This window comes from Mesorhizobium sp. CA13, assembly GCF_020165235.1.
Taxonomy (GTDB): domain Bacteria; phylum Pseudomonadota; class Alphaproteobacteria; order Rhizobiales; family Rhizobiaceae; genus Mesorhizobium.
Genome location: NZ_JAIUHS010000012.1, coordinates 1 through 13,411 on the forward strand (window position 1 = coordinate 1; position 13,411 = coordinate 13,411).

A 13,411-nucleotide genomic window follows, 5' to 3' on the forward strand; every position below is an offset into this window, starting at 1 on the left:
CGGTGGTGGTGGTGGCGGTGGCGGAGCCTGGACGCCGCCGGCGGGCTTGCCGGACGAATTCAAGGGCGCGACGGCTGACGAGGTGCTGGGCAAGCTGCTGGGCGGGTACAACGACGTCAACACCCGTTTCGGCGGGCTGCGCGAAAAGCTGGCCACCATGCCGAAGGCACCGGAAAAGCCGGACGGCTACGTCTATGAGCCGAGCGACAAGCTGAAGCCCTATTTCGGCGACTTGAAGGCCAATCCGGTTTTCGACCAGGCGCGGCAGGCCTTCCACAAGCACGGCATACCGGCGCAGGCTTTCGCCGGCGTCATCGAGGACCTGTATGGGCCGCTGGCGGAAAAGGGGCTGCTCGGCGAGGTATTCGATCCGAAGGTCGAGCTGAAGACTTTCGCGAGCGAGCTCGGCCTCGATGCGGCCGGTGCCACCAAGGCGCTGACCGAAACCGACGCCTTCGCCAAGGGGCTCTTGACCCAGTTGAAGGATGTCCCGGAAAAGCTCAAGCCAAAGGTCGAGGCGGCACTGCTCGGCCTGACCGACACGGCGGAGGGCAACGTGCTGCTGCGCGCGCTGTCGGGCCGCCTTGCGGAAAACGGCATTCGCATCGGTGGCGACGGCAACGCCGCCGGCGCGCTAACGACCGAGGACCTGAAGAAACTCGACAACGACCCGCGCATCGACCCGGCCAACCGCAACCACACGGATCCGGCGAAGCGCTTCGACGAGGATCTGCGCAAGAAGTACGACGAGGCCTATCAGCGCCTCGCGCCGGCCAACAAGACGGCCTGGTAATTGGCGACGAGTTGACCGCATCGCCGCCCGATTAGGCTTCTCCTGCACTTTCGGGCGGACCTGCGCCGCCGGTGGCCTCTCCGCCTCCCTTGCGATGATCAAGGCGGACCTGCCGGCGCGTTCGCGGCCTCTCCACCCCGGTGTTTCCCTTTAACATCGGAGTTCCAACATGACCGTGAATGCACCTACCTGGTTCCCGACCCAGTACGCGAACCGGGCCATGCACATCTATCAGAACAAGGGCAACCGGCTTCGCCCCATGGTGACGGCCGCGACCCGCATCGAAGGCGCCGAAAAGGCCGTCTTCTGGCTCGCCGGCAAAACGGTGGCGCGCAAAAAGACTGCCGCCAACCAACGCAACGTTCCCGGCGGCGCGGATCGCAAGAAATTCGAGGTTCCACTCGCCACCTGGGTCGCCTTCGATACCGTCGAGGAATACAACCTCGACCGCATGTCGGTGGACGAAAAGGAAATCGTCTACCAGTCCGGCGCCATGGCGCTCGGCCGCGCCACCGACATCGAGGTCTACGCCGTCATGAAGGCGGCCAAGCCCGCGGCTGACGCTGGCTTGGACTTCTCGGCCGGCGCTTTCTCCGCCGCCAATGCCCTGCTGCTGTGCTCGGCGCTGCAAAACGACAAGGTGCCGTGGGACGGCCAGGTCTATTGCGGCCTGCCTTCGCTGCAGTGGAACCAGCTCCTTGCCAACAAGGTCGTCAACTCTGCCGACCATGTGAAAAACCTGCCGTTCACGGAGGCGACCGACACCCGCTTCTGGAATGGCGTCAACTGGTTCCTCCAGGTCGAGGAAGATCCCGGCGACTTCTATCGCGTGCCGGCGGCCAACAAGCAGGATCTGATGATCTGGCACAAATCGGCGCTCGGCTGGGGCAACCATACCGATCTTCGCGTCATCCCGCAGTGGGACAACTACGAAGACTGGTGGACCATCAACATGCAGGCCAAGGGCTGCGCCACGACGATGCAGGAAGGCAAGGGCATCAAGTGCTTCACCACCAGCTCGAACAGCGCGATCGCCATCGTCTGATTTGACCGGCCTACGCCCGGCGGAGAGTCCGCCGGGCGGTTTTTCCTCAACCGCAACCGGAGATCCGAACCATGGCTTTCAACGCCAAAGGCTTCAAGACGCTCACTCATATCGGCACGCCCGATGTGAACGGCGCTGCCGGCACCAATGTCTGCCTGCACGCCTATGTCACCAACGACGACACGGCCGCCGTTATCACGGTGGGCTATTTCAACAGCCTCGCTGCCCGGCTGAAGAAAGGCGATATCATCATGATGTCGCTCGACAATGACGGCGCGCCGATGCTGCGCAACTACCTCGTCACCGCAAACGACGGCACGGTCGTGACGATCGCGGCGCAGAACGTCGCCTGACGCTTTTGCGCTTCGTCGCCAGCTCCGGCGCGTCACGTCGCCGGGGCTGGTTTTTGCCAATGTGAGGAGCCGAATATGTCGTTGCTTCAGCCTCTCGATATCGTCAACGCCGCCTGCGCTGTCATTGGCGAGGATCCGCTCGAGGCCTTCGACGGCGAGGCCGGCGGTGCGGCGATTTCGATCTATGAGGACGTCGTCGGCTTCAACTGCGGCGTCTACCAGTTTTCGTTCTGCCGGTCGCTGCGCCAGCTTTCCCGCGTCAGCGACGCTGTGCCGTTGTCCGGCTGGACCTATGTTTTCGATCTGCCGCCCGAGCGCATCGGGCCGCCGATTTACGTCACCGATGACATCACCAGTCCCGACCGGCGCTTCAACCGCTACAGCCTGGTCGACGCCACGGTGCACGCAAGCTGCGAACCGCTGTTCGCGATGATCAAGATCATCCCTGCGCCGCATCTTTGGAGCGCCACGTTCAAATCCTGCACGATCAGCGCTGTCGCCGGGCGGCTCGCTTTCTCGCTGGCGTTCGATCGGGCGACCATGGAAAGCTTGACACAGGTTGCCTATGGCAGCCCCATCGAGAATTTCCGTGGCGGCCAGATGCGCGCGGCGATCAATGAGGACGCCCAGGCCACGCCGCCGCGCAAACCTGACTGGTCGAACAATCCCTTCGAACGCGCTTGGAAGAGCTGACATGGTCGCGCGCCCGGGCAGGATGCAATCGGCGACAACCGCCGGCGAGCTCGATCCCTCGCTTCACGACCGCTGGGAGCTGAAGTACTTCGCCACCGGTTCGCGGTGGATGGAAAACGTCCAGGTGATCCCCCAGGGCGGGTTCAAAAACCGGGACGGCATGCGCGACGTCGGCGCAGTGGATGCCGCGGCCTCCCGGCTGTTTCCGTTCGACGCATCGGACGGGTCCTCCTACGACCTTGTGTTCAAGCCGCTGGGCTGCGCGATTTGGGGCGAGACGGCCGAGCTCGACACCCTCGTCACCGGACTTGCCACCGAAATGCTGGCAACCTTCACGGTGGCGCAGCAGCTCGACACCATGCTGCTGTTCCACACCGACTTGAAACCGCAGCGGATCAAGATCCTGGCCCCGAACAATTGGGAGATCGATGACGTGCCGTTCGTCGGCATCCCGACCTATGATTATGGCGGCGTCTACACCAATGGCGTGTCCGCCGTGTGGGAGATCGAGTTTGCGGGTCTCAACGGCACCACGTCCTTCTTCGTGCTGACCGTCTCCAACCAGGACACGCTTTCGATCGACTATACCGACGACATGTTGCTGATGGCGGCGCGCGTCCAGGATGCCGTGCTTGACCTTCCCAATGTCGCCCCCGGCATAACTGTTGTTTCCTCCAGCGGCGATGCCACAGGAAGCAAAGTCAAGATCACCTTCGACGGCGCCGGCAATGAAGGCGACGGCTGGGCGGTGAGCGGGCGAGTGATCAACAAGGCTGACGCGGCCGTGCTGGCGTTCAAGGTCACGCCTGGCGTCGAACCCGGCGAGGATCTGATATCGGCCACGAAGGGCTGGCCGCATTGCGGCGCGTTCTACAGCCAGCGTTTGCTGATCGGCGGCTTCAAGTCCCTGCCGAACGCATGGATGTTTTCCAAGGTCGGCGACTATTTCAACTATGACAAGCGCTTCGCGGAGGCAAATGGACCGACGCTGGTCCCGATGGACGTCTCGGGAGGCGAGCGCATCGAGCGGATCGTGCCGAACCGCAACCTGCTGATCTTCACGACCCAGGCCGAATATTGGCTGGCGGAGCGCGCGCTCTCGAAAACCACAGCGCCGAACCATGTCCAGTCGTCACGGCACGGTGCCCGGCGTGGCGTGCCGATCGCCGAGAATGAGGGCGCCGCCCTGTTCCTGCATTCTGACGGCGATGTGCTCGGCGAGAACCGCTACACCGACGTCGAGGGCAACTTCGTCGCCACCGACATTTCGTTGCTGGCACCGCATCTGGTCAGTCACGTCAAGGACCAGGCGGTGCGCCGAGCCACCAACTCTACCAGCGGCAATTTGCTGGCGATGATCCAGGACAATGGCGCCGCCCGTCTGGTGACGATTTTGCGCGAGCAGGAAGTCACCGCCTTTACGCGCATGACGACGGCCGGCACGCCGATCGCGGTCTCGGTCAACGGCCGCAACGAAATGAGCTGGCTGGTGGACCGGCCGGATGCGCGCCGCCTCGAGCGCTTCGAAAATGGCTTGCTGCTCGATGCGGCGATCTCGTTTGCCTACGGCGTGCCGACAAAGACGATAGCCGGCCTGGCGCGTTTCAACGGCCGCGACGTCTGGGCGATCGGCGACGACGACGTGTTCGGGCCTTTCCATGTCGCAGCCGGCGCGATCACGCTTCCGGTGGGCGTCATGGCGGTCACAGTGGGAACCTGGGCGCCGCCCGTGGTGCAGACGCTGCCGCTGCCGCGCACAGTCGGGCCAAACATCGTCCTGAAGCGACGGGCGCGGATCCATTCCGTCATCCTGTCGGTGCTCGATACGACGTCGATCGCGATCGGCGTCAACGGCAAGGCGCCGGTTGACATCGATCTGCTCCGCTACGGGGCGGTCGCTGACCTGCCCGAGTTGCAGGCACCGTTCACCGGAGATCTCAAATTGCGCGGGCTGACCGGTTACCACGACGATCCGTATGTCACTGTTACGCAAACTCGGCCTGGTCGCATGACCGTTCGGTCGATCACCATCGAAGCGGCACTCTAGGGAGGCCCAGACATGCAAGCGGCATTTGCGGCAATAGCCTCGATCTTCGGCGGCGGTTCGGCGGCCGCCACGGCCGCCGGCGCCGCTGGCACCACGGGCGCGACGGCGGCCGGCCTTAGTGGCGCGCAAACGCTGGTCTCGGTGCTGTCGGCCATCGGAACGCTCGGCGCCGGCTTTGCCAGCGCGCAAGCGGACAAGGACCAGGCCAATGCCGTCGAGCTGCAAGCGGGGCAGGACAAGGTCCAGGACACGCAGCGGCAGACGCAGATGAAACGCACGCTGCTCCAGGTTCTCGGCGACAACGACGTGACGTTCGCGTCGGCGGGCATCGATATCACCGGCGGCATCGCCCAGGACGCCCGCCAGACCGCGAGCAAGCGCGCGGCCGACGAGTTGACGATCGACCGGCGAGACAGCGACTTCCGCGCTGCATTGGCGAAGATGCGCGCGCAAGGCTACCGGCGGCGGGCGAGCTCGACGGTCGGCGGGGCGCTGCTCGGCGCCGCCGGCGGGCTGTTGAACACCCAGATTGACATCGGGCAGCGCGGCGGTGCCAGCCCTGCGAGCTCGGATCCATGGGCGGGAATGAGGATTGCGTCCTGATGGCAAACCGGCAGTCGCGCGATCCAGGCGAGCTCCGCCGCTTCGACCAGTATGCAAAGATCGGCGACGCGCCGTCCTATGCCGTCGACACGGGTGACGCCTGGCGCGCGTTGAGCTCGGTCGCCGGCAAGCTTTCCGATCGCCTGGGCAAGATGGCTGACGATGCGGCGTCGCGCGAGGGCGCGCTCGCCGGTCTTGCCGCCGGCGCCTCGTCTGGCGCTGCCTATCTGCAAATGCAAGCCTCGCAGTCGGCCGCTGCGGGCAAGGCCTCCGGATCGCCGTCGCCGTCGTCAGCGGCGGCAGTGCTACGCAAAGAGGAAGGCTTTCGCGACACGCCCTATTGGGACGTCAATGCGTTCCGTGTCGGCTACGGCTCCGACACGGTGACCCTCCCTGACGGGAGCGTCAAAAAAGTCGTGAAAGGCATGAAGATCACGCGCGAGGATGCCGAACGCGATCTTACCAGGCGTCTCGGGGAATTTGCCTCGACTGCTAGCCAACAGACCGGCGGCGCGTTCGACAAGCTTCCGGATCCCGCAAAATCAGCTTTGCTGTCGGTGGCGTACAATTACGGATCCCTGCCGAAACCAGTTGCAGGCGCAGTGCGCTCGGGCGACGTCAACGCAATCGCGAACGCGGTAGCTGGCCTTTCGGCCAACAAAGACCGCCGGCAGCGCGAGGCGTCCATCATTCGCGGCGCTCAAGCGGCACCGGCGGCGGCCGGACCTGCGCCGGCGGAACCGCCCAAGGGTCTGGTCCAGGCCGGCAACATCGATCTGGGCAACCGGCCGGTCGTCAAGAATGAAGATGGTTCGATCAGCACCGTCCGATCGATATCGTTCGAAGAGGACGGCAAGGAGATCCTGATCCCGACCGTCTCGCCCGATGGCAAGCTGTTGAGCGACGACGACGCGATCAAGCTTTACCATCGCACCGGCCAGCATCTGGGCATCTTCGATAGCGCCAAGAGCGCCACCGCTTACGCGAAGAACCTGCACGAAAGCCAGGCCGCCTACTATGGTGGCGCGCAGTCCGGAAGCCGTCCGATCGTGCCCGTCCTGCCGACGACGCCGCTGGCATTGCAGCGCGGCGACACGGTCTATGGCGAAGCCTACAACCGGTCCGCCTCGAGCGCCTATGGCTGGCGCATGCAGACCGGGCTCGAAACCCAGATGCAGGCGGCCTACGAGGCCAACCCGGACAACCCGCAAGGGCTCGCCGACGCGCTTGGCAAAGTGCATTCCGAGTTCGCCAAGGACACCAACCTTGCGGATCCGCAACTGGCGGAAGCCTTCGACAAGCGCTTCGCCGAGCGCAGCCAGGCGTTCATGCTCGACGCGCAGAGCAAGGCGGCGGCAAAGATGCGCGAGACCGAACAGGCCGCAGCCTTCGAGGGCATCGCGGCGCAGCGGCAAGGCATCGAGCGCCAGGCCATCGCGCTGGGCGCCAACCCGCGAGGCGACGCGATCATGCAGCGCGAGCTCGAGCGCGGCGGCCGCTCGATCGAGGGCGCTCTGGCGAATGGCACGTTGACGCCGTTGCAGGCGGCCAAGGCCAAGGCGGACCTGGCGGAAACGGCTGCAACCGGCCGCGTCCAGGGTGTTTATCAGGCGCTCGACACGCCCGAAAAAAAGGAACAGTTCGCCACCGGTCTGCTCGACGAGTGGACGGCCGGCAAGGGGCCGCTGGCCAAGCTGCCTTACGACACGGTCAAAAGCCTGTCGTCGACGCTGTGGAACGACGCGCGCGCCGAGATCAACCGCAAGACGGCGGCGCAGAAGGTCGAGGCCGCGCGCACCGAAGACCTGGTCAAGGATGACATCGCCAGCGTTGCCGCAACCGGCAAGGGGCTCGATCCGAAGGATAGCGGCCTGTCGGTCGACAAGGTCGCGACGATGCTCGGTCCGGAAAAGCTCGACGCATGGCGCGCCGACCGGGCGCAGGCCGAGCGCACGTGGCAAGCGACGTCGGGTCTCGAGACGGCAACGCCTGCGGAAATCACCGATCGCCTCGCCGCCTTGACGCCGAAGGCAGGCACGCCGGGCTATGTCGGCGATGCCAAGGTATTCGATGCCGCGACCAAAAAGGCGCAGGCCGTCATCAAGGCTCGTGCGGACGATCCCGCCGCAGCCGTGGAAGCTGCCTTTCCGGACGTCAAGGACATGGCCGCGCAGGCCAATCCGCAAGATCCCGACAGCATGCAGGCGCTCGTTTCGGCTCGCCTGCACGCGCAAACGGCACTCGGCATTGCCGAGCTCGGCCAGTCGCCGCTTACCAACCAGGAAGCACGCGCCCTGGCGCGGGCGGTATCGGCGCAGCCGGATCCCGGCAAGCAGGCGCAAGCCATGGGCCAGCTCGTGGACCAGGTGCAGGCGACGTATGGGCCGCATGCCGACGCGGTGTTGAAACAGATCCTGCAAGTGCAGGGCATCGACAAGGAAATGGCCGGCTATGGCGCCGGCCTGTTCGCGCGGCTCAACCGCGGCGGCGTGCCTACGGCTGGCGATCGGCGCGCCGGCGGCGTCATGACCGAAACGGCCGCCGCCGACCAGGCCGGCACCCCCAAGGCGACGGACGCCACGCCGATGCCGAATTTCAAGCAACAGCAGATGTTGCTCGCCAATCCGGAGCTGGCGCCGCAGTTCGACCAGAAGTTCGGCCCGGGCGCCGCCCGCAAGGTGCTCGGCAGTCGGGATCCCGGCCTGGCACGACCGGTTCCCGGCGGCACGGCGACGACAGCCCCGGATGGCAGCGAAGGGTTTATTCCGAATGGCCGACGTTAATCCCTTCGACGCGCTGGACAGCACCGACGAGGGGCCGGCCGCCTTGCTGCAGCCTGGTGTGCCGCCAGGCTACGCCGAACGGTTCCAACTGAATTTCGAGGCCGGCCAGCGCTATAACACGGTGTTGGGCGCGATCAACGATGCGCAGACAGAACGCAACCGCGAGGACCGCCGGCGCTTCGATGCCAAGTTCGAGACGTTCCCGACCTGGCAGGGCTTTCTCGAGGGGACAACGGCGCTGGCGGGCCAAGTCGCCGGCACGGCCGCGAGCCCGGAAAATTTCATCCCGATCGGTCTGGGTGAAAAGGTGCTGGTCGGCACCAAGGCTGCCGTCACCGGGCTCTGGGCGAAGATCTTCGCCGGCGCCGTCGACGGCGCGGCCACCAATGCCGTCGCCGACGCCGCTATCCAGGGCGTCGAAAATCTCGGCGGCAATCGCCAGGGGTTTGACCCCTGGCAGTATTTCACCGGCGTTCTGCTCGGCGGCGTCGCCGGCGGCGGCGGTGGTGCCGTTGCGCGTGGTGTAGAAGTCCGATCGAGCGGCAAGGCCGTAAGCCAACTGTTCGATGCGGCCAAGGATCAGAAGGCGATCAACGGGTCTTTCGCCAATGTCTTTGATCAGCTCGACGATGCGCCGGCGCCAGCGGCCGAACCGGGCAAGATCGTGACCGGAGCGGAGGCGCAGGCATCGGCGGCGCCTGTTCCTAAAAAGCCGGAAGTGGCGGCGGCGCCAAAGAGAAAGAAAGCAAAGGCGCAGGCCGCACCGCCGCCTTCTGAAAGCCCGGAAGCGGTGACGCTGGGCGATGATCTTTCTGCCCGCGCTAGCGAGGCGCGGGAGGTCGAGCCACCGGCGTCGACCGATGTTGCACCGGCCGCTGATGATATGGCTTCGATCCCTGGCCAGGAGTCTGCCAAGCGTGCGCTTGAAATGGCGGCGATCGGCGGCCACACCGTCACACTGGATGGTCCGAAGGATTTGACCGACGCTCTGACCGCTGCCTTCCGCAGCGCCGGTGGTGACCCCGCAACGATAAGGCCGGACGGCGATATAAGGATCAAGCTGGACGGTCCGGAGGAGGCGGCCAAATATGGCGGTGGCAGTCGTGAGCCCTCCGCCGCGATCCTGAAGCGCGTTGAACAGGGACGGGCAAATGCACCCGCTGTAACGGCCACCGAACCGGCGGCGGATGCGTTGGCCAAGGACGCATTGCGATATTTCGACCAAGGCGTGATCGACCGCGCCAAGAAGATTGCCGGTTCTATTGCAGCGAGCGACGGCGCCAAAACGATCGGCCGCATTCATCTGGCGGAAGCACTGTCCTATGTCGCGCCGGACGACCTCGCGGCGGCAAAGTCAAGCCCGGTATTGTCTGCAAAGGATCGGATTGCGACCACCCAGGCAGACGCGCAGGCGGTCAATTCCTTCATGGCGACGCCGGTGCAGACCGGCGCGCTGCGCGGGCAGATGCAACGGCCGGCCGGCGGCTCGGCCGCGACATCGAAGGCGGTCAACAACATCGCCCGCGTTCGCGAGACGGCCGAGACATTGGCGGCCGCGCTGGACATCGCCGCGACCAGGCAGGGGCGATTGCCAAGGGCAAAGGGCGGCAAGGTGCTCGGCGTGTTCAAATCGCCGAGCGGTGTCGTGCGTGTGAAATCGCTCGATGATTTCGACGTGCTGACCCACGAATACGGGCATTCGGTCGAAAAGCGCGTGCCTGGCATGACCGCGCTGATGAAGGCGCACTCGGCCGAGTTGCGCAAGCTGGACTACGATCCCGTTTCCGGCCGCGACACGGAGGGCTTTGCCGAGTTCTTTCGCCTGTGGCTGACCAACCGGCCTTATGCGCAGAAGGAAGCGCCGAAATTTGCCAGGGCGTTTGAAGCCGAGCTCGCCAAGCATCCGGAGATCTCGGCCGCGATCGCCGATGCCTCGAAAGCCTGGTCGGATTTCCTGTCGGCGCCGTCGACGGCGGCCGTCGCCTCCACCATCGTTTCCGCCAAGCGCAAAGGCTGGGTCGGCAAGACCAGTGCCGACCTGAAAAAATACGGCATCGCCGGCAGCATCCACGACGTGTTGCAGCGGATCTACACATTCACCTTCGACGATCTCAATCCGCTGGCCAGGGCGGTGAAAGAGTTGCAGGCGGTGCACGTTGCCAACAAGGGCAAGCCGCTGGACATCAACGTCTCAAGCGACGCCTATAAGCTGGCGCGCATGTCGCGCGGCGCCTACTCGGCCGGGCACATGGACGTAATGTATGGGGTGGCGCCTTACCGTGGGATCAATCCGGAAAGCCCGAGCCTGCGCGACGCGATCGTCGAGGCGACCGGCAAGCCGAATGCGCTGTCCGGCTGGGACCCGGTGAAGATCCGCGACTTCGGCTCCTATCTCTGGTCGCGCCGTGCGCTTGGCGAATGGGAGCGGTTTCGCGCCGGCGAGATCCCGAACCCACCGGACAAGCTGACGCATGGCGACCACAAGCAGAACGTCGCCGAGCTCGCCAAGGCAAACCCGCAATTCGTCAGTGCGGCCGACAAGGTGCACGAATTCGGCCGTGCGCTTTGGAAGAAGAAATTCGACGCCGGTCTGATCGACCAGGTGACGTATGAAGACGGCTTGAAGATCGTCGACTATGTGCCCGGCCTGCGTGACTTCTCGTCGGACGCCGACGCCAAGGTGCCGGCCGGCGGCTCGCGCGGCAAGACCGCGAAGGGCGGCTTTGCCAGCCGTTTCCGGGGCTCCAAGCGCGACGTGATCAATCCGCTCGAGAGCATGGCCGCCGACGCCTACGAAACGGCCATGGCGATCGCGCGCAACGACGTCGTCAAGGCGCTCGATCGCCTGGCACTGACGGCAGGCCAGGGCGCCGGCGCGATCGCCGAGCGGATCCCAGCCAAGGAAATGAAGGCGGCTATGGTCGATCCGCTCGAGGCGGTCGAGACGGCCGCGCGCAATGCCGGCCTGGCCAAGCCCGACATCATGATGTTGCGCGACAGTGTCGAGAGCGCGATCGGCGACGAGAAGGCGGCGATCTTCCGGCCGGCGATCATTAACGACAAGGGCGAGCCTATCGTTTTCTTCCGCGACGGCGGCAAATTGCAGGCGCTACGCCTGGCGGACGGCAAGTTCGGCAAGGCGATGTACGGCACGCTGGCGGCCATGTCGCAACATGAGCGCAATTTCTGGCTCGAGCTGGTGGCGGTGCCGGCGCGGATCCTGCGCATGGGCATCACGACGGCATTCGAGTTCGTCGGTGCGAATTTCGTCCGTGACCAGGCCATGGCCGCCATCCTTTACGGCAAGCCGCTGCGCCGGCTGGGGCGCTCGCTACAGGGGGCGGCGGACGATCTGCTTGGCTCGGAGACGGCGCGGCTCTATTCGCGCGTTGGCGGCCTCTCCGGCGGCCAAGAGACGGCTTCGCTGTCCAAGGTGATGGCGGAGCGGGATCTCGCAGGCCTGCGCCGCAAGGGATGGCTGGCAAACCGCCTGACGTCCTGGCATGGCATCCTGTCGGTCGCGGAGGTTTCCGAAACGGCGACGCGTCTCGGCCTGTTCCGCACTTTCGCCCAGGAGGCGAAAGCCCGCGGCCTCGACGACATGGAGGCGGCGCTCGAGGCGAGCTGGCGCGCCCGCGACTATCTCGATTTCGACCGGCGCGGATCCGGTATGGCCGCGCTCGCCCGCGTGATCCCGTTCTTCAACGTCGCGCTACAGGGAACCGACAAGGTGACGCGCCACATGATCGCGCCGATCGCCAAGAAGATGCTCGGCCAGACGCTGTCGCCGGAAGACACGCGCGCGCTCGGCGCGGCCGCCAAGAGCTGGGCCTATCTGGCAGCGCTGACGGTCGGCTCGATGTCACTCTACGCGCTGCAAAGCCGCAATGAGGACCATGACGAGATCTCGGCGCAGACCAAGGCGACGCACTGGATGATTAAGGCCGGCGGCCGTTGGGTCGCGGTGCCCAAGCCGTTCGAGCTCGCGACCGTCATCAACCTCGCTGAAGCGTCCTATGACGCAATGGTGCAGAAAGACCCGGCCGCCGGCGGCCGCTGGCTGGACAGCCTGTTCTACACGCTGGCGCCGCCGTCGATCCTCGAAGGCAATCCAGCCATCACCTCATATTTCGAGATCAAGACCAACACCGATTTCTTTACCGGCGCGCCGATCGTGCCCGAGCAGCTGCAAGGCCTCGAGCCTTTCCTCCAGTATACTGCGCGGACGTCCGAACTGTCGAAAGAGCTTGGCAGTGCTTTCAACATTTCGCCTGTCATCGCCGATCACCTGATCACGGCGCATCTGGGCTCCTGGGGCCGATCGGCGCTTTCCCTATATGACCTCGCGCAGCCTGACGCTCCGGGTTTTGCCTGGGACGATGCGCCGATCTCCCGGCGGTTCATCAAGGACTCCGCCAAGGGCTCGCAATCCGTCACCATGTTCTGGCAGACCGCCGGCGAGCGGGAAGGCACGCTCGAGGGCAAGGCCAAGAGCTGGCAGGCGATGGCGGACAGCGGAGATCCCGCCGGCGCCGCCGACTACTACGCCTCACAGGACGATATAGCCAAGGCGTATATGGGCGTCTCGGCGATGGAGGCTAAGGCGCGCCGGCTGCACCCGCTGATCCGGGCACGCGGCGCAATCCAGGCGATCGGCGCCATCCGCCGCGATCTGGCGATGAACCGACTGACCGATGCCGAGGGCAATCCGATCGAAGTCGGCTCGGCCGCTCGCACCGCGGCCGACGACATCCTGTCGACGCTCGGCATGGCGATGGCCCGGAACGCTCTCGCGCTGACGGGCGTGCCCGGCTGGGCGCAGCGGCAGGAGATCCCGGAAGACGGCTTCTATCGCGAGCTCGCGGCCGTTTCTCCGGAGCTCACGCAACGGCTGGCGGACGCTTTCCACACCAAGAAAGTCTGGACTTACGATGCGGTGAAAGAGGCATGGCCGGATCTGCGCCAACGCGTCCTCGATGAGGGATCCCGGGCGCCGGTGCTCGACCTGGTCGGCCAGGTGCAGGCGGCCGGCAACCCGATCGAAGGTGGCATGAAGATCAAGCGCAAGCAAAAACCCGCTTTGGTGCCGTGAAG

General features: G+C 65.3%; 8 protein-coding genes. All 8 read left to right on the plus strand.

The window, feature by feature from the left end; translation table 11 throughout:
- Window positions 1–793 (plus strand): hypothetical protein (locus LB566_RS23450; RefSeq protein ID WP_224627646.1); only part of this gene is annotated, 793 nt, incomplete at its 5' end.
- 169 nt (window positions 794–962) lie between these two features.
- Window positions 963–1,838 carry a phage capsid protein gene (locus LB566_RS23455; protein ID WP_224627656.1) on the plus strand — a complete coding sequence of 292 codons (876 nt, stop codon included), beginning with the start codon at window positions 963–965 and terminating at the stop codon, window positions 1,836–1,838.
- A 71-nt stretch (window positions 1,839–1,909) separates the two neighbouring features.
- On the plus strand, window positions 1,910–2,191 hold the full coding sequence (locus LB566_RS23460) for a hypothetical protein (RefSeq protein WP_224627658.1): 282 nt from the start codon (window positions 1,910–1,912) through the stop codon (window positions 2,189–2,191).
- Between the two features lie 75 nt (window positions 2,192–2,266).
- Window positions 2,267–2,884, plus strand: coding sequence for a hypothetical protein (locus LB566_RS23465; RefSeq protein WP_224627660.1), 618 nt, complete (start codon window positions 2,267–2,269; stop codon window positions 2,882–2,884).
- A gap of 1 nt (window position 2,885) precedes the next feature.
- A complete protein-coding gene (locus LB566_RS23470; protein ID WP_224627662.1) occupies window positions 2,886–4,931 on the plus strand; it encodes a hypothetical protein in 2,046 nt (681 codons plus the stop codon).
- Window positions 4,932–4,943: 12 nt separating this feature from the next.
- Window positions 4,944–5,534, plus strand: a complete 591-nt coding sequence (locus LB566_RS23475; RefSeq protein WP_224627664.1) for a hypothetical protein — start codon at window positions 4,944–4,946, stop codon at window positions 5,532–5,534.
- Complete coding sequence (locus LB566_RS23480; RefSeq protein ID WP_224627666.1) at window positions 5,534–8,317, plus strand: lysozyme; 2,784 nt, start codon at window positions 5,534–5,536, stop codon at window positions 8,315–8,317. Before LB566_RS23475 ends, LB566_RS23480 begins: the two co-directional genes overlap by 1 nt.
- Window positions 8,304–13,409, plus strand: a complete 5,106-nt coding sequence (locus LB566_RS23485; protein ID WP_224627668.1) for an LPD38 domain-containing protein — start codon at window positions 8,304–8,306, stop codon at window positions 13,407–13,409. The genes LB566_RS23480 and LB566_RS23485 overlap by 14 nt, the downstream gene beginning before the upstream one ends.
- Window positions 13,410–13,411 lie beyond the last annotated feature (2 nt).